General features: G+C 56.2%; 20 protein-coding genes. 16 read left to right on the top strand and 4 right to left on the bottom strand.

Going from position 1 to position 15,766, the window contains the following annotated elements:
• The first annotated feature begins 132 nt into the window (after positions 1–132).
• Entirely contained in the window at positions 133–837 is a 705-nt protein-coding gene (locus BUC24_RS06850; RefSeq protein WP_073213322.1) for a YoaK family protein, read from the top strand.
• 65 nt (positions 838–902) lie between these two features.
• On the opposite strand, the gene BUC24_RS06855 is transcribed toward BUC24_RS06850, so the two are convergent.
• The 3 genes from BUC24_RS06855 to BUC24_RS06865 all read right to left on the bottom strand — a co-directional run bounded on the left by BUC24_RS06855 (position 903) and on the right by BUC24_RS06865 (position 4,020).
• Positions 903–1,943, bottom strand: coding sequence for an SMP-30/gluconolactonase/LRE family protein (locus tag BUC24_RS06855; protein ID WP_229448067.1), 1,041 nt, complete (start codon positions 1,941–1,943; stop codon positions 903–905).
• Positions 1,944–2,017: 74 nt separating this feature from the next.
• Entirely contained in the window at positions 2,018–3,121 is a 1,104-nt protein-coding gene (locus BUC24_RS06860) for a mechanosensitive ion channel family protein (protein WP_073213323.1), read from the bottom strand.
• A 62-nt stretch (positions 3,122–3,183) separates the two neighbouring features.
• Entirely contained in the window at positions 3,184–4,020 is an 837-nt protein-coding gene (locus tag BUC24_RS06865) for an alpha/beta fold hydrolase (RefSeq protein ID WP_073213324.1), read from the bottom strand.
• 174 nt (positions 4,021–4,194) lie between these two features.
• Between BUC24_RS06865 and BUC24_RS06870 the strand changes: the two genes are divergently transcribed.
• The 15 genes from BUC24_RS06870 to BUC24_RS26890 all read left to right on the top strand — a co-directional run bounded on the left by BUC24_RS06870 (position 4,195) and on the right by BUC24_RS26890 (position 14,522).
• On the top strand, positions 4,195–4,461 hold the full coding sequence (locus BUC24_RS06870; RefSeq protein ID WP_073213325.1) for a hypothetical protein: 267 nt from the start codon (positions 4,195–4,197) through the stop codon (positions 4,459–4,461).
• A 74-nt stretch (positions 4,462–4,535) separates the two neighbouring features.
• Positions 4,536–4,874, top strand: coding sequence for a hypothetical protein (locus tag BUC24_RS06875; protein WP_143167409.1), 339 nt, complete (start codon positions 4,536–4,538; stop codon positions 4,872–4,874).
• Positions 4,875–5,042: 168 nt separating this feature from the next.
• Complete coding sequence (locus BUC24_RS06880) at positions 5,043–5,447, top strand: hypothetical protein (RefSeq protein ID WP_073213327.1); 405 nt, start codon at positions 5,043–5,045, stop codon at positions 5,445–5,447.
• A gap of 99 nt (positions 5,448–5,546) precedes the next feature.
• Positions 5,547–5,837, top strand: a complete 291-nt coding sequence (locus tag BUC24_RS06885) for a hypothetical protein (RefSeq protein ID WP_073213328.1) — start codon at positions 5,547–5,549, stop codon at positions 5,835–5,837.
• A gap of 158 nt (positions 5,838–5,995) precedes the next feature.
• Positions 5,996–6,268 (top strand): hypothetical protein, encoded by a 273-nt coding sequence (locus BUC24_RS06890; protein ID WP_073213329.1) that lies wholly within the window; start codon positions 5,996–5,998, stop codon positions 6,266–6,268.
• 15 nt (positions 6,269–6,283) lie between these two features.
• Positions 6,284–6,721, top strand: a complete 438-nt coding sequence (locus BUC24_RS06895) for a DUF695 domain-containing protein (protein WP_083598742.1) — start codon at positions 6,284–6,286, stop codon at positions 6,719–6,721.
• Between the two features lie 126 nt (positions 6,722–6,847).
• Positions 6,848–7,207, top strand: coding sequence for a hypothetical protein (locus BUC24_RS06900; RefSeq protein ID WP_073213330.1), 360 nt, complete (start codon positions 6,848–6,850; stop codon positions 7,205–7,207).
• A 333-nt stretch (positions 7,208–7,540) separates the two neighbouring features.
• A complete protein-coding gene (locus tag BUC24_RS06905; RefSeq protein WP_073213331.1) occupies positions 7,541–7,819 on the top strand; it encodes a hypothetical protein in 279 nt (92 codons plus the stop codon).
• A 930-nt stretch (positions 7,820–8,749) separates the two neighbouring features.
• Complete coding sequence (locus BUC24_RS06915; RefSeq protein WP_073213333.1) at positions 8,750–9,112, top strand: YrhB domain-containing protein; 363 nt, start codon at positions 8,750–8,752, stop codon at positions 9,110–9,112.
• Positions 9,113–9,163: 51 nt separating this feature from the next.
• The gene (locus BUC24_RS06920; RefSeq protein ID WP_143167410.1) at positions 9,164–9,547 is read left to right on the top strand and encodes a hypothetical protein; all 384 of its coding nucleotides are present in this window, start codon (positions 9,164–9,166) and stop codon (positions 9,545–9,547) included.
• Between the two features lie 971 nt (positions 9,548–10,518).
• The gene (locus tag BUC24_RS06930) at positions 10,519–10,866 is read left to right on the top strand and encodes an immunity protein Imm33 domain-containing protein (RefSeq protein WP_073214895.1); all 348 of its coding nucleotides are present in this window, start codon (positions 10,519–10,521) and stop codon (positions 10,864–10,866) included.
• Positions 10,867–11,436: 570 nt separating this feature from the next.
• On the top strand, positions 11,437–11,964 hold the full coding sequence (locus BUC24_RS06935) for a hypothetical protein (protein WP_073213335.1): 528 nt from the start codon (positions 11,437–11,439) through the stop codon (positions 11,962–11,964).
• A gap of 206 nt (positions 11,965–12,170) precedes the next feature.
• Positions 12,171–12,674 (top strand): hypothetical protein, encoded by a 504-nt coding sequence (locus BUC24_RS06940; RefSeq protein WP_073213336.1) that lies wholly within the window; start codon positions 12,171–12,173, stop codon positions 12,672–12,674.
• Positions 12,675–12,920: 246 nt separating this feature from the next.
• Positions 12,921–14,012: a DNA/RNA non-specific endonuclease gene (locus BUC24_RS06945; RefSeq protein WP_143167411.1), complete on the top strand. Its 1,092-nt coding sequence runs from the start codon at positions 12,921–12,923 to the stop codon at positions 14,010–14,012.
• Between the two features lie 195 nt (positions 14,013–14,207).
• Entirely contained in the window at positions 14,208–14,522 is a 315-nt protein-coding gene (locus BUC24_RS26890) for a hypothetical protein (protein ID WP_083598745.1), read from the top strand.
• 216 nt (positions 14,523–14,738) lie between these two features.
• Here BUC24_RS26890 and BUC24_RS06955 read toward each other — a convergent pair whose 3' ends face one another.
• A complete protein-coding gene (locus BUC24_RS06955) occupies positions 14,739–15,755 on the bottom strand; it encodes a transporter (protein ID WP_073213338.1) in 1,017 nt (338 codons plus the stop codon).
• Positions 15,756–15,766: the final 11 nt, after the last annotated feature.

The following is a 15,766-nucleotide window of genomic DNA, read 5'->3' on the forward strand; positions in this document are numbered from 1 at the left end:
CGGTGAATGGCATGCGCAGATGATAAAGGCAATCGCGCACTTCTGCTTATCGGCGGTTGCCGCAAGGTCGCGCCAAAGCCGCTATCATGCACAAGTGCCTCGCATTTGAGGCGGCCATTCGAGGGCGATTGTATGAACGACGCAATGCGGCTGCGTGCGCAGGCAGTGGGACTGGGATTTTTGGCCGGCTATGTCGATACGCTGGGTTTTCTGGCGCTGTTTGGTTTATTTACCGCTCACGTCACCGGTAACTTCATTTTGATCGGTGCGGCGCTGGCCGATCCGGCGCAAATGTCAGTACTGCTCAAGTTTCTCGCTTTCCCCGCCTTCATCGCCGGCGTGGTGCTGGCACGCTTGCTGGTACTGGTGAGCGAGCGGCGCCAGTTGCCCGCGCTGCGCCTTGCCTATCTGCTGCAGCTGGTGCTGCTGACCGGTTTCATGGTGTTCGGGATGATCGCGGCACCTGTTGGGGCGACCGCAGGGCCGGCCGCCATGGCAGCGGGCCTGCTGGGCGCCGCTGCCATGGGCGTGCACAGCGCTGCCAGCCGTCTGTTGCTGGGCAATCTGGCACCGACATCGATGATGACCGGGAACGTCACCCAGATCGTGATTGACCTGGTCGACTGCCTGCGGGGCGTGCGCGACCCCGGCCTGTCGCTGCGGCTTGCCAAATTCATCTGGCCGCTGCTGGCTTTCGCCACAGGCTGCGTGTGCGCCGCCTTTGCCTACGTGGCCGCAGGGTTTGCGGCGCTGATGCTGCCGCTGGCGATTCTGGTCGCGCTGATGGTGATTGAGCGCCCGGCCGCGCCTGCATCAATCGCGGCGCACACGCCATAAGCTGGTGGGCAGCGCCGCTGGCGCATCGGGCCGGAACAGGGCCGAATCCTGGATGCGCGACGTGGTCACGTAAAGGGTACCGTCCGGGCCCTGGCTGAAGGTGTCGGGCCAGCGCAGGGTGGGTCCTGCACCAGAATCGTGGCCGGTGCCGCGGGCCCCACATTCAGGTCACGCACGCGGATGGCGTTCTCCTCCAGCGCCGTAATGAACATTTGCTGGCTGCCGCGCGCGATCAGCAAACCATCGGCCACACCATTTTTGCCGTAGTTCTCGACCGCGGCTGCTACCTCCGCGTTGCCGAGAGCAGGGTCATTCAAGTAGCGGGTGCCAATGCGGTACAGGGTGCGCCCCTTGAGCGCTTGCCAGTATAAATAGCTGCCATCGTCGGACAAGGCGATGCCGTCGGACGCGAACTCCGGGCCGCGCCGATCCGGGCGGCGCAGCGGCCTGCCGTCGGTATGGACCACGACGCCGCGTTCCTGCTGCGTTGATGGATGTCCGTCGAGCAGGCGGCGTGCGTTGCCCGTGGCCAGATCGACCACGACAATGGCGCCGCGCACGCCGGCATCGGTCAGGTAGGCGAAGCGGCCGTCGGGGGCAATGCGCACATCGTTCAGATACGAACCTTGCAGCGCCACGCTTTCGTCAAAGCGGATGACTTGTGTGACCTGGTTGCTGGCCAGGTCGACGCGCACCAGTTTCGGCCCGCCCGGTACGATCACGCTGGCCGCGGGTGCGGCCGGATCGACTACCCACAGATTGCCCCGCCGGTCAGCCACCACGCTTTGCACGCACACCCAGTACTGGTCCGGTGCCAGTTCGTCCTTGCGCACATTGCGCCATGCGTTCCAGCGCGCGTCCGGGTAAGGGCGCAAGGACCCGTCGGGCATCAACTCGGCGACCGAGACCGCGGTGTCTTCGGTCCAGCGCGGGAAATTGACAAAGATGCGGCCTTGTTCGCTGACCGTCACGCCCGTGACCTGGTGCGCGAAATCGGCGACTTTTTCAATCCGGCCGGGTTGCGGGTGGGCCGGCGGGCTGCCGGCGCAAGCCAGCAAGCTGGCGAAACTGAGGGCAAAGATTGCTGATCGAAAAGGTGATTGCATGGCAGACCTCGGGAGTGAGCGAACTCATCCATGGTAGGTCCGCCACGCTGGTGTGGCTTTGCGCCATGCTCAAATCAGACCGCCTTCATGCCCACGCGGCGCAGCGGCTGCTCCGATTCCACCACCACGTGCGATTGCGCCGTGGAAGTGGAAATGCCCAGCCGTTCCAAGGCCGCCATGGCTTCCAGCAGGACTGCTTGCTGGGTATCCATGAACAAGGCGTATCCGGAATCGAGAACGTAATACACGATGTCGAATTCGACGGCGGACTGGTTGAAGTTTTTCAGGTGCGCGCGATCGAATTTCACTTGGGTCTGCGCTTCCACGATGCGGCGCATTTCCGGCGGCACTTTTGCGGCCAGGGCAGCGGGTGTGGCCGGGCTGGCAAAGAGCGAGAACTGCACGCGCCGGCGCGACATCCGTTTGAAATTGCGCACTGTGCTCTTGAGCAGCTCGGTGTTCGAGATGACGACTTGCTCGCCACTGTCCGAACGTACGCGTGTGGTCTTCAAGCCGACATGCTCCACCGTGCCCGAAAAGCCGGTCACGCTGATCGAGTCGCCTACCTCAAATGGTTTGTCGACAGCAATTGCCAGCGAGGCGAACAGGTCGCCCAAAATGTTTTGCACTGCAAGCGCAATGGCAATGCCGCCGATGCCAAGACTGGCAATGAATGTCGAAACATTGATGCCCAGATTGGCCAGCAGGGCAAGCGAGAAAATGATCCATACAGCCGTTTGCAAGGCCCAGATGATCAGCGTGTGGGCAACCGTTTCCGATTCACCACGCGTGGACGCATGGCGCGCAAAGTAGGACTTGGTAGCAACGGCAATCCCGCGGTGCAAGTACAGTGCAATCTGCACGCCCAGGCCAATGAACCAGAGGTGCTTGACGCGTTCGTTCCATGGCGCCGGCAAATCGAGCAACGCCAGGCCGATCAGCAGTGACGTGGCCGCCAGTGCAATGGTGCTGGTGGAGCCCAAGGTCTTCTTGAGAATTTGCGCCCACGCGTGACCGGCCTGGTCCTCGCTCAGCTGGCACAGCTTGCGCCGGATGAATACGAGGCAGAGTTTCAGGAGGATAAAGCTGGCAATGGCGGCGCCCAGAGCAAGGGCGGCATTGGCAAGGTCGATATTGACTGGAGGAAGGTAAGTGCGGATGGGAAGGCGTGCAAGCATCGTGGCATTCCTGTCTGGTGAAAGGGCCGAGGATCGCACGGACAGCGAGGCTGATCAGTTCGCTATTTCACACTGGGGGTAAGTGCCTCTGCGCAAAAATCGGTCAAGAGCTGGTTGATATCCTCAGCCTGTTCCAGCTGCAACCAATGCCCGACGGCACCGTCTATGCGGTGATAACGGAAGGGCGCCGCCATGTACGCAGCTGAGTCGCGCATCTGGTTTTCGGTCAGGGCCGGGTCGTGCGCGCTCCAGATGCCAAGCACGGGAACGTGGATCTTGTCGTAGGAAGGATCGGCGGCCAGGTGGCGGTTGGCGCGATAGTAATTGAGTGCAGCTGTGAGGCGGCCGGGCCGGGCGAAGTTGGCGCGCCAGTCGGCCAGTTGCTCCGCATCGGCCGCTTGCGGTTTGAGTGCCATGAGATTTCCAAACTGCAGCAGCGATTCGGCAATGCCCGGCAATTGAAACAGTGCGGCATACCAGGCTTTACACTTCTGGCCGATACCCGCATTCGCGTAGGCGGCAGGGTGCCCGACCGAAAGCGCAGCAAAGCGCTGGATGCGTTCGGGTGCATGCATGCAGAGATACCAGCCGATCAGCGAGCCCCAGTCGTGGCCGATCAAGCAGGCTTGTTCGACGTCCAGGGCATCCATCAAGCCAATGATGTCGTCACGCAAAGTCGCGATGCCGTAGTCCTGAGTGGCGGGCGGCGCCTCGCTGGCGCCGTAGCCGCGCAAATCGGGGGCGATGACGCGGTAGCCAGCGTCGGACAGTGCGTCGATTTGCTCGCGCCATACAGTATGGGTGTCGGGGAAACCGTGCAACAGCAGAACAGGCGGTCCTTCGCCCGCGATGGCCACGTTGAGTTCAATGCCATTGGTCTTGATTTTCTGTTGCCGCATCCTCGGATCCTTTAGGGCTTGCGCGTGCCGCTGCAATGGTATGCATAATAGCTTGTCGGGATAAATTGCGGCACGCGAGAGGCCATGTCGCTGTCGAGTACAATCGGCAATGATCGGCCAGAAGCCGACGGTCGCCCCATCCGTTCCACTCAACAGTAATACAACAATCAAGACATGACCGACGAAAACATTGCCGCAGCCCTAGACACGATTGAACGTTCTATTTCGGTTGAAACTGCGATCGCCAGATTCCGAGCGTACGGGGAAGTTGCGCTCTACGCGAATAAGAATGGCTACCTAGTTCTTGCTGCTCAGATGCTCAGGTGCGCTTTGGGGAGGACTTCCGATGCCGATGTAAGCCAACTCTTCACAGGCGAAAGCGACTTTAGTATCGACCACTTCGCTTCAAGCGAAGAGCAACTCGACTTCTTTTCCAAATAAGTGGCAACTACAAAATCCGGCCACCAGCGGACCTACAAATTCGAATTTTCGTACAAAGGCATGACGGGTTCAACATGCATGAAACAAACTCAGTGGCTGAGGCGATTGCCAAAGACGCTTTATCCGCTGTTGAATTCCATCCGCTGCATATTGAGGCAATCGGTTGGGCACATTGCGTGAGCGATGTATTCGCACAACCGAAGAACTTCATTGACCGTGCCCGTATTTCCGAGGAAAAAAGGAAATCTATTCACGAAGCTCTGGATGGCGTCTCAACTGTTCTGCTGGTAAGCTACTGGACCGCGGACAAGAAACCAGAGCCCCTCGCAGGATTCGGAACGCTATATGCGTTTCTCGTTCACCCTGAAACTTTTGAAGTCCTTCTAGCCGAGGTAAGCACATGGCGCTCGTAATTCATCGGAGTGAGGGGCGCGAACAATCGGCCAACAGCGGTCGTTCGGCGGGCGCGGCAAGGAGAGATATGGCGAGTTCATATATATTAAAGCGTATAGCGTGGGGCCAAGCAATTGAAGTTTTCGACAATTGGGCGCTGTGCGCCTAAACCCGAGGAATAAGCATGCATGGGAACGTACATCAGCATCAGGGGATGGATCGAATGCCGCCAAGAGCAAATCACGCAGATCAGGGAAATTATTGCATCGTTTGTCAGCAAAGCTGAACGGTACAGATTTGACGCCCAGGGCGCTGCTATGTACAACCAGGGTTGGGTCATTCCCGAGACGCATATCAACTGGACACACTACATCTTTTATGGAGCTGACATACGGATCCAACGTCTCGACTACGTTCGAGACCAGCTCAAGACACTCTCACATGAAGTGGTCTGGACAGATGAAGATGAAACAGGCTACCTTGCCGGCATCTTCCATGCCGACCATGAGGAAGGAACGGAGCACTACGTCTGGACGCTGGAAAATGGCCAATTTCACGAAGTGGCCACCTTTACCAGCCCACCCGATGATTGAACGGCCGCCGCCCGGCATTGCAGGTTCATCGGTGGCAAACGAGCATGGCGAACAACATGCAAGTAGACATTGCATCCGGTCAGAAGCGGATAGGAAAATATGAGTGACCTGCAGATAACGATCGATCTCTCCTACGCCAAGAACGCCTTGTTTATCCGCCAGTCTGTTGCAGTTGCGTTTGGCGTTCCTATTGATCGAGAGCTGACATGGGATTTCCTTCGAGATCGAATCGGCAGCACTGACACTCATGCAATGCCCAACGACGTCACTGTTCGGGGTTTACCGAATCTCTCTGGGGCGTTAGGGGAGGAAAGCCAAATGTTTCTAGGTCTTCTTCGGACGCTTGGAGCTGTCCACGGGACCAAAGTTATGTTTGTAATTCACGATTGAACTCTTGATGAGAGCATCGGAAGTGGTAGTGTGCATTGAGCATCCCAACGGGCCGTCGGTGGCCAGCTCAGTAGGCGCTGCCGCCGAAGACAATCGGCAGCATCCGGCCAGGAGCGGCCATTGCGGCCAGCTCGGCCACTCGAACGGAGCAGAAACAGATGAATTTTGATGAAGTCGAATACTCGTTCTTGGTCGCAAGTGAAGTTCACCTGCGGGATGGCCTCGGCTTTGAAGTTTATCGACATGGTGCCGAGAAGGAAATCGTGCTTGAAATATTCCGCGACGATAGCAAACTTCAATACGTTGTCTCGCAGTTCGTACCGAACCTTCCGCTCTCGCTCATTGAGTATGTTGCCAAGGTGGCGCGCAACGAGCTTGGCGGATTTGCGGCCGAAGTCGGTCAACAGCAGTCGTTCGAACCACCCAAGTAGAGATTATTTATACCGATGACGACCCGCGCGGAAGCATTAGGACGCATTGTCCGGACATGGAAAGACGAGCAACGGATACTCTGGTCATACGTTCCAGAGTTGCCGTCACAACCTGCCCGCGACGCTACGCCTTGGTTGACTATCTTGCGGTGGGAGTACGATGGATCAGCCCATGAGGGAATGCCGACCGCCGAAGCGAATCAGCACATGCTGATGCTTGAGGCGGCTCTGGGCAAGATCGAGCGTCCGGAGTTTTGCGTTGAAGCCTACCGTCGAATCGGTGCCGGCATAAGAGAATTCTATTTTTATATCGCTGACCGCGACAAGTTCCTTGATGAGTTTAATAATTGCCTTGCAGAAGATCCACGATATCCAATTACCCTGAAGTTCTACAAGGACGAGGAGTGGTCGGAACTTCGAGATTTGATTAGCGACTTCAAGGACGTCACGTAAGCCGAGCGGACTATCGGGCCCATATCGCGACGCACCGCAGCGCTCCGGTACAATCGGCAGAGATCGGCCAGAAGCCGACAGTCGCGCAGGCGAATCGCGTCTGCCAACTTGAACCTTGTACATGACATGAATAACGAAGATTTATATGGACTGATTGTGAGTGCCTTTGCCAAATTCCTTGCTGCGGATTTGTCAGTCAGTCGTGCTCGGTACGGTCTGTTCGGAACCTGGGTCGCCACTGAAGATGACGCACCAGTACCTAGCTCCGAGTCACAATTGGATCGAGCGTTTGCGTCTTGCAGCGTCTGGTTAAAAAAGTTCCCGAAGTCTCCGAACCCGTACGCTGATCTCGTAAATTTCTATGAATCCGGCGCGAGCCTAGGCCGTTGGGAAAACAATATCCTCGATATTTATGGCCCTGACGGCGAAAAGTTGTGGGGCGTCCCTCTACGCTCGCTGATCGAGTCCGAAAGCAATTTGCGGTAGAGGTGTATATATTTTATCGCGGCTGATGCACCCCGCAAAAAATGAGCAACCTGAAACTGGCAAGTTTGGGTGCCTGCGGCCGACGCGGCACTGCGCCGCAACCGTCGAGTACAATCGGCAGGGACCGGCCACGAACGGGCGAATGGAGATCCGAGCGACGTGGCGGGTACGCTGATTTATAACCATGGCGGCAACATGAAATGTCTCAACTGCGGGAATTCCAGCTTTGATAGACCAGTGGACAAATCGAGCCTGGAGATTTGGCACTGCAAAGAGTGTGGTAATGAGTGCGCCGTACATTGCAACTACATCCCGGATCTGTCGGGGATGCCAATGAGTGATCTCTTCATTGGGACAGCCTTTATCAATCCTGGACCTGACGCCCGGAAGGCTCTAATGAAGTTGAAGAGGGTACTTGCGTTTGCCGAGCGATTTGAGCCTGCGCGACTAGAAGCCCAATACAGGGCAGGCAAGCATGAATGGGATCTCGGCGAGTTCTTGGAATTCGAAGTCGCGAAAGCATCCGCGATGTGCCAAGGTGCCGGCGTTCCAGTTACGTTTGAAAATGTTCGCTCAACACCTTATGCGACTACGGTTGGCGAAGCGCACTGATCTGTCAATGTCCGCTTTGGGGCGTAAGCGGACGCTGCAGTAGAATGGTCGGCTTCCGGCCAGGAGCGGACAGTCAGAAAGTGCATATCGATGAAGTACAAATTAATACGTTCGATGGCTCACAATTGGTCTCACTCGTTCATGAGCAACATGAATTACCTTGATGATGGCTTCGTGTACGAGGACATGTACGCAATGGCACGAGAACGGCATGGGTCGAAGGTAATCATCAGGTGGATTCCAGCGACAAGCGAGGAGTTAATCGGTTTCCCTTCACGGGTAATAAAATCCGTGATGGCCTACCGAGCTGGATTGGAAGAGCATCTGAGGCGTCATAGCATTGATGCTGCAGCACTTATTGAATTCCGAACTGAGGTGTATGTGGCAGAAAATTTCCAGATGTATGTCCGGGCATTTGTTGTCGATGATCGGAAACGAGAGCACATCTCGTTTATCTGGAGTTAGGCGATGTGGTCGCGTCGAGTCGGTGTTGGGCTAGTGCGAACGGACACAATCCGGCCACAAGCGGACAATAGCACTCACAGGATGCTCACGATTTTGAAACAGGATCACATGAAATTTCTGTACTCGAAGCTGTAAGCTGGACGATTACCGCTTTGTTCATTGCACTGTATATCTATGGATTCATCCAGTTTCCCAGCGCCCCGATAAGCCCATGCGGTCTCGAGCATTGCGGAAAGTTTGGTTCCAAGGTCACGCGTGAAGATTATGAGGCGTTTATAGTTTGGGAACGTGGCCTGTTGATTGGCGCGTTCCTTGTGGCCTCATATGCATGGACGGGATGGCTCCTGAAGAAATTTCAAAAGGTATGAAATTCCACTCAGTAACGGCCGCTTCGGGACGGAAGCGGACGCTGCAGTAAAATGGTCGGCTTCCGGCCACAAGCGGTCGTTATCAAGGAGTCCCATAATGCTTATCGAAGTAGAATGCCGCGCGTTTGCCGAGCAGTATTTGCTTCGGTTAGCACAGGAGTGCGGAGAAGAGTTAGTGTTGATGCCCTCTTCATTTGAGACATCCGCCACTTTTGCTTTTTTCTATAACACGAAAGAATTCCTCGCTACCGGTAACTACATCTATGCGCTAGCAGGAAATGCACCGCTCATGGTAAGCAAGTTAACTGGGGAGATGAAAGTAGCAGGAACTGCTCTACCCATCGAGGACTATGTTCGCGAGTTCGAGGCCATGCGTGGCAGGTCGGCTTTGGGCGCTAGCGGCCTCTGCAGTATGATGGCGGCTCACGGCCAAAACCATATGGATCAACTTGGCGTTTGATCAGGCGCGCTAGAATACGCGGATCACTCTGTCATTTTGTCTTCAATTCGTATGGATTCGGCGCAAAAATACGCATATCGCTACTTAATTTATGAAGCGACCCTTCGCATACGCCCTATCGCGCATGTGGGGGCCGAATGGTGGGAACGCTGGAACCTAGTGTACTGGCTTCGGCAGCGAAAGCAAATTCGTGGCACAGGTCAAGTCGCAGACTGGCTGCACAACCTTGCGCTGTTTTCCGCAATTGACTTTGATGGTTTTGATGAAGACGCGTTTTGGTCAGGGCTTGAGTGGCTGCGAAGCGCTTTTCCCACATATGGATTCGGGCATTACCGCGACATTTTTTTGTATGCCATTTTCGAGTTCAATGAAGGACGCTGGCCGACACTTGAAGAGCAATTTGCGATCACGAAGCAAAGCGCCAAAAACGAATAGATGGCCCAAACCAGTACTGCCATTTCGTCGGCAGCAGACGGCCAGAAGCCGTCATTGCCGGCGGAGAGCAGCGGAGAATTCGCCCAAGGAGGGAACTTTATGAGATATGACCTCGGGTAAACCTTCGTTTTACGATCTATAGCACGTTAGGCATTTAATGACGCAGTTCCTCCACAACTTTGTATGCTTCGACTGCCAAATCTCTTTTAAGCGGCCGGCGACAAGCAACTCCGCAACGGGAAGCGCGCATCTGCCGGAGTCAGAACTCGCTCACAACTGTCCGAACTGCGGTCACAAAATGGCATTCATGGGCCGCAACTTTGCCACTCCGTCGAAGGCCGATAACTCTGCATGGCTCGCCGCAAAGTGCCTATGGGAAGCGGGCTTTCGCTATTCGGGTAGCGGCTATCACTCCGATCCGCGACTTCCAAGAACAAAACAAGAGGCGGCCGCCTTTGTCGAACAGAACCCTAAGCACGCTCAAAGAATTGGGCAACCAAGCAACTGGAGCAAATATGCCTGACCCGGCTTTCAACACTGCCTCGACAGTGCACAAACGGCCAAAAGCGGTCGGATGCGTTCGGCGATATATTGATGGAGGATTCGACTTTTGAAGATTTCGCTTCAAGTGCAGGTAGAGCGCTTCGTTGATGACCATCAGCCTGGCGTTGTAGCCTGCGTGCTTATCGACGCGGATGGAAAATGCCACGAGTTCATCGAAAAAGGACCAGTGGTTAGCGACACAGATCTTTGGTCTGACAGCGTGTACCCTCAGGCAGGATTCTTGGGTTGCAGCGTTGAGAGGGAATGGACGGACAGCGCAGGTAGGAGCTTGGTTCGTGTAAGCACTGAAAAGCCTTGGGGAATCGAATCTGTGGCCGGTGAGACGGTCTTCACGGTCGACAAGAGGCAAATCGTCCGTGCCTGAGCGTCGGCTGCCACCCAGAACCACGCAACGAAACTAGTTGATCATGCAAAACGACCCAAGTGAAATTTGCCGACGTTTCGACAAGGTATACTTGCCGCCTGACGCCGAGCAGAAGGTAGGAATTGCGCTAGGTTCACTCGGTAATGTGCCACTTCACGCTGTGCGGATTCACCCTGAAAACGGTACAAGCGGCTGGTATATTTATGGCGGTGAGCATTCGACGGATGCCGACTTTTATCAGCCCCTTCACGTTGCCCATTTAGCTGAAAGCTGCCCGGACATTGTCCCTTACTTGGCTTTGCCACCAGGTTGGCGCGTATTGCTTGCGCCGGACTATGAAGACGTTTGGTTCGACAGTGAGTTGCTGAAAAGTGTAACAGATGGGTCGTAACGGCCACCAGCGGACATCGGGGCCAGGTGCAATGAAACGCACCCACGAATGCAACGGAGTCTAGTCATGGCATATTTTCGATACTCGCGATCGCAATTTAGGAAGAGCTGGCGCAAACAAGAATGAACAATCGAGTTGACTTTGAGGGTATGTTTCATTTGTTGCCTGTCCATGGAACGGTAAGGTCCGGTTACCGTCCGCAGCATCTGTTGCATGAGAATTACCAAAGCAGCGGCAATCACATTTATCCGGAGCGGGAATGTGTAGAGCCAGGAGAGACCGCGCCTGTGCAGGTGTGCTTGATTTCGCCAGAGATCTATCCTGGCTGCATTTGGGAGGGGCGCGTTTTATCGATATTTGAAGGTTCACGTCTTGTTGGGACACTGAGAGTAGTCCGAATCATGAACGAAATTTTGCGTGTAGCCCCTGAGCAGTACAAGCCCTTATGGGAAGAGCCGCCGCACTTGATTGAGAATAGGTAAACCAGTCCGTGAGCATTGCCGCAGCAGGCATCTGGCACACAATTAGGCCGAGTGCGGCCAGAAGCGGCCCTTGAAAACGTAAGGCTTTATGAAATTTGTGGATTTTGCGGAGCTAAACGGTCACTCCATCGCGAGATGGGTTGGGACTGAAATGGCGCTTTCTGAAGGAGACCTGGGAAGCGGCCCGGTACTTTGGGAGCATGCGAGCGTCCCTTACCTACAGCTTATAAGCGTTGATGTTCAGCTGAGTGACGGTTCAATCTATCGGATGCTTTCGAATGCTGATGACGGGAGCGGTTATTATGGACTGTACCTAGTAAGTCGAGATGCCATTGATAAGCCATCCAGACCGGAAATCGGGAGCATCTATCGCACACGAGATTTAAGTGAACTGCCCATTGGCGCAGCGGCGGTAGCAATTACCGAAATTGATGGCCCCAACGCGGTCCCGAGGGTCGAAATTGTGGTTGGCGGCCACGCAGTATCATTTTGGTCGGCCGAGGTGTACGAACGCGACGTGGGACACTTTGAAGTTGTTGGAAAGGACGAGTCTATCCTCATTCAAGTCGACGGAGCTCGGCCTCGAAGTGCAACCACCGACCACTTACGTCTTTGAGAGTACGGCCAGCAGCCGCCGAGGGCGGCACCGCACCGCAACGGTCGAGTACAATCGGCAGCGACCGGCCAAGATCTGACATTGGGATAATGCGAGAGGTGTGAGAAACAGCCTTGCCTCATCCCGCACCAGCCGCACCTCTGGACAGGTCTGCTTCCGTTGCCAGTGATGGCTTTCCTCAGTTCCCTTCTGCCTGGATCACGACCATGAAAAATCAATACCGTGTCACAAAATATGCCCCATCGCTGAGAGATGCGACAGGTGCATACGCAGGCGAAGATTGGACTTCGCAATCTGATATTGGACGAGTATTTGACGGTGGGATGCTGTCTGAAGCGGAGTATCTGAAGGTTGAAAACAGCTACCTGTCTGCTATGGAAAATTCCCTGGATGAGGCAGGCATCGAGTCTTTAGAGCTGAAGGGGCTGGAACGTCACGGCGCCGCCGGAGGGGGCTTCCTGCGCGGAGGGAACCTATCTATTGCTCAAAGCCTCGAATTCGCACGTTTGGCGCTGCGAGAAGAGGTATGGGGAAGACTCGTCGCGCCAGGTAGGGCATACGTCCATTTTGGCTATGACTACTACATGTACATCGGAGTACCCTCGAAATGCGAACGTTCGATTGCCATCGCACGCGATCTAGGTCTGTTTGTCGAACATTTTCGCTCGCCTTATCTTCGCCAAGCCGCATTCAAAGAGGTTGCCCGCTGACCCACTGAATGTTCGCATTCTGGCGACGAGTCCGACACGGGACGACTGGCGGCTTTGGGGCGCGATCGGCCTGATGGTTTGAGACCGGGTGCTGTCGAGTACAATCGGCAACTGCCGGCCAGAAGCAGCCTCTCATCGTCATACCTTAGGGAGTATTGCCAAATGGAATCGTACAGAAAAGAAATAAATTAGTCGGATTTTCGATATCTTTCGTGTAAGTGGTTTTTACAATGGAGTGATACCCCGATGCGCCACCCCAAGTCGCCACAAGCGGCCCTTGCCCTTGCCACAAACCGCAGCGCGCCGCCCGCGCCGGCCGGACAGACCTTTGCCATACGCAATGGCCAGGTTGTCCGCACGCCGCCGGTCTACCGGCCTAATGCGCCAGTCACAGCGCGCACGGCACAGGCGAAGATGGTTTTCGTCACACCGCCAGTTGGACCTAGAACAATCCAGCCGATGATGGCCATGCGCGCCGAGCCAACGGCGTCTGGCGGACATGCGCTTTCACAGGTCCACAACGTCGTCGACTTTATGTCCTTTCGCACTCTCGGTGACCTGTGGTGGTACAAGCGTGCGGCAAACCGTCAAGGCAGCAAAAAATACGATTCGGCTGGTGTCATGAGTGGCCATCGTATCGTGACCGGCGGCGCCGCCGCAATCGCGACCCGCCTAGCCATTGGCGGCGCAGCAACGGTCGGCGTACTGACCGCCGCGCCCGTTCTGAGCACGATCGCAGGCGGCACCGTGATTGCTGTCGGCGTGGCATCGTTGGCAAGAGCGGCAGTGACAAGCGTGCAGGACAAGGCAGTTGGCTATCTGGCCGAGCAAGATGGTAACGAAAATGGTTGGGGGCGCCGGCTATGGAACAAGGCATACGGTGAAAGAATCCTCACAACGGGCTGGCAAGTCATTAGAGGCGCAGCGAAACGCAAGGGTGCCAATGGCGTCATGGGCGTGAGCGCCAGCGCAGTCTCGGGAAACGATCGTTTCGTGCAAGGCAAAAAAGCACACAGTGAGTGGCTGCACATGTTGGGTCGGCAGTTGGGTGGTGGATCGGCCCACGACAATTTTGTTGCTGGAACATTCCATGCTAATACCGAGATGATTCCCATCGAAGACGCGGCGCGCGCTGCGGCCGACCGTGGCGAGACTGTGCATTACAAGGTGACCGTGTTCGTTGATGCGAGAACCCGCAACGCCAACCGCATCAATGTGCGTGTAAACCTGGGCACGGTGGATCGGATCAACTACAACATCGATGCCCAGCGTGGCACTTTCTCAAAACTGGAATATGCGGCGTTGGAGAAGTTTGCAAATGCAATGCTTGGGAATTAGGCCCGTGCTCGATGCCAGCGAAACTGCAGACACCCACGCGGTCTTCAATGGCGCGCTGCTTCACCGGCTATTCCTTTAATCAACAGGACGGCTTGGGGGCCACGCGCCTCAGCCACCGACTATTCTTCACGTCAAAGTCGACTGTTCAGATGCCCCCACAGTCCGCTTTGGGGCGTAAGCGGACGCTGCAGTAGAATGCTCGGCTTCTGGCCAGAAGCCGTCATTCAGTCCGCAATAAAACCCCACCGGTCCAAAATGGTAGACCCTAAAATCAAGCTCTACGACGCCGTTCGGATTAAAGGCCTAAGCCAGCCTCATGTCTTCGAATCCGACTGTTTTAACATGCGCCAGCCACGCGTTGGTGATGTGGCATACGTCATCGAAATTTATGAAGGCCCACCTGGGTACGAGTTGGAGTGCAGCGGCGAGAATGGGATTACCGAGTGGCTGCTAGCGTTTTCGCCGGAAGAGGTTGAGCTGGAGAAGGTAGCTGGGTCTGCAAATGGTTGAGGAACTCGTGTTAAACGTCGTGTCGTTCGAGAGCTATCGACTTGGCAACGTCATCAATGCGATCGAACGCGCATCAGTATTCGGAGAAGATGGTGTCGTGTACATTGGGTAGCTGTGCATGCTCAACAAATCATTCCAGCGGACGGCTTCGGCGCCGCTGAACAAGCGCATTGAAGTCGTGTTCGTCTTCTCGTCAATGTCCGCTATGGGGTGCGGCTACTCGTGCTGCAAGCGCAGCACCACCACGCCCGCCACGGCCGTAAATGCCGTCACCACGCCGACCACAATCCAGAACCCGTGCGGGTGAGCCGCGAGCGGCAATCCGCCCACATTCATGCCGAGCAGACCAGCAATCATATTGATCGGCAGCGCCAGTACCGTGACAATGGTCAGCACGAACAGGCTGCGTCCATTGGCTTCGTTGACGCGCGCGGCAATTTCTTCCTGCAGCAGCTTGATGCGTTCCTGCAGGGCGCTCATGTCGCTCAACACGACTGCAAACTCCTCGGTGGCCTGGCGCAGTTCTTCGATGTCGTGTTCGCCGATCCAGCGGGGAGGGCGTTGCAGCAAGCGAAACAGGGCAGCCGGCTCCGGCGCCAGCAGCCGCTGCAGGCGAACCAGCACCCGCCGCATGGTGCCGAGGTCCTCACGTTTGTGGCGCAGTCGGCCCGCCAGGAGCGAATCCTCAATGCCATCGACGCGGGCAATAGAGTCCCGCACGATCTTCACCAGTACATCGGCTTGGTCGCGCAGCAGGTGTTCCAGCAGTTGCACTGGCGAGTGGATCGTGGCGCCCCGTTGCACCGCCTGATGCAGTCGCTCGATCGAGCGCAAAGGCGTGCGGCGCGCGCTGATAACCATTTGCGGCGCCAGCGTCAGCCACAAGGTGGAAGTGTCGGATGCTTCAAACGCGAAGTCGTGCGACACATCGTTGATGACGGCGATCAGGGTGTCGTCCGCCACCTCGATGCGGGTCGAGCGCGAGCCCTGGTGCAAGGCTTCGTAGAATTCATCGGCCAGGGTTGCGTGCGTACGCATCCATTTTTCGCTGGCTGCATTCGATAGATTGAAGTGCAGCCAGACGAACTGGCCATCATGCTGGTCAGGCTCGTCCAGCCACGACAGGGCGCGCCGCGCGTCGAGCGCCTGGGCAGTGCCGGCTTCGCGGTCGAACAGGTAGCCCCACACCAGGCCGCTGGCGTCCGAGCCGTAGTGCAGGTCGTTGGCCGCCATGCGCCGCTCCT

Origin of the sequence: Massilia sp. CF038, assembly GCF_900129765.1 — a bacterium.
Classification (GTDB): Bacteria; Pseudomonadota; Gammaproteobacteria; order Burkholderiales; family Burkholderiaceae_D; genus Telluria_A.

Bases quoted from the DNA above. Each gene is read 5' to 3' on its own strand.
- BUC24_RS06880 (WP_073213327.1), top strand. From the start codon at position 5,043: ATGGGAACGTACATCAGCATCAGGGGATGGATCGAATGCCGCCAAGAG.
- BUC24_RS06915 (WP_073213333.1), top strand. From the start codon at position 8,750: ATGCTTATCGAAGTAGAATGCCGCGCGTTTGCCGAGCAGTATTTGCTT.
- BUC24_RS06885 (WP_073213328.1), top strand. From the start codon at position 5,547: ATGAGTGACCTGCAGATAACGATCGATCTCTCCTACGCCAAGAACGCC.
- BUC24_RS06935 (WP_073213335.1), top strand. From the start codon at position 11,437: ATGAAATTTGTGGATTTTGCGGAGCTAAACGGTCACTCCATCGCGAGA.
- BUC24_RS06895 (WP_083598742.1), top strand. From the start codon at position 6,284: ATGACGACCCGCGCGGAAGCATTAGGACGCATTGTCCGGACATGGAAA.
- BUC24_RS06875 (WP_143167409.1), top strand. From the start codon at position 4,536: ATGCATGAAACAAACTCAGTGGCTGAGGCGATTGCCAAAGACGCTTTA.
- BUC24_RS06905 (WP_073213331.1), top strand. From the start codon at position 7,541: ATGAGTGATCTCTTCATTGGGACAGCCTTTATCAATCCTGGACCTGAC.
- BUC24_RS06920 (WP_143167410.1), top strand. From the start codon at position 9,164: ATGGATTCGGCGCAAAAATACGCATATCGCTACTTAATTTATGAAGCG.
- BUC24_RS06900 (WP_073213330.1), top strand. From the start codon at position 6,848: ATGAATAACGAAGATTTATATGGACTGATTGTGAGTGCCTTTGCCAAA.
- BUC24_RS06860 (WP_073213323.1), bottom strand. From the start codon at position 3,121: ATGCTTGCACGCCTTCCCATCCGCACTTACCTTCCTCCAGTCAATATC.
- BUC24_RS26890 (WP_083598745.1), top strand. From the start codon at position 14,208: ATGCTCGGCTTCTGGCCAGAAGCCGTCATTCAGTCCGCAATAAAACCC.
- BUC24_RS06865 (WP_073213324.1), bottom strand. From the start codon at position 4,020: ATGCGGCAACAGAAAATCAAGACCAATGGCATTGAACTCAACGTGGCC.
- BUC24_RS06955 (WP_073213338.1), bottom strand. From the start codon at position 15,755: ATGGCGGCCAACGACCTGCACTACGGCTCGGACGCCAGCGGCCTGGTG.
- BUC24_RS06930 (WP_073214895.1), top strand. From the start codon at position 10,519: ATGCAAAACGACCCAAGTGAAATTTGCCGACGTTTCGACAAGGTATAC.
- BUC24_RS06850 (WP_073213322.1), top strand. From the start codon at position 133: ATGAACGACGCAATGCGGCTGCGTGCGCAGGCAGTGGGACTGGGATTT.
- BUC24_RS06855 (WP_229448067.1), bottom strand. From the start codon at position 1,943: ATGCAATCACCTTTTCGATCAGCAATCTTTGCCCTCAGTTTCGCCAGC.
- BUC24_RS06940 (WP_073213336.1), top strand. From the start codon at position 12,171: ATGAAAAATCAATACCGTGTCACAAAATATGCCCCATCGCTGAGAGAT.
- BUC24_RS06870 (WP_073213325.1), top strand. From the start codon at position 4,195: ATGACCGACGAAAACATTGCCGCAGCCCTAGACACGATTGAACGTTCT.
- BUC24_RS06890 (WP_073213329.1), top strand. From the start codon at position 5,996: ATGAATTTTGATGAAGTCGAATACTCGTTCTTGGTCGCAAGTGAAGTT.
- BUC24_RS06945 (WP_143167411.1), top strand. From the start codon at position 12,921: ATGCGCCACCCCAAGTCGCCACAAGCGGCCCTTGCCCTTGCCACAAAC.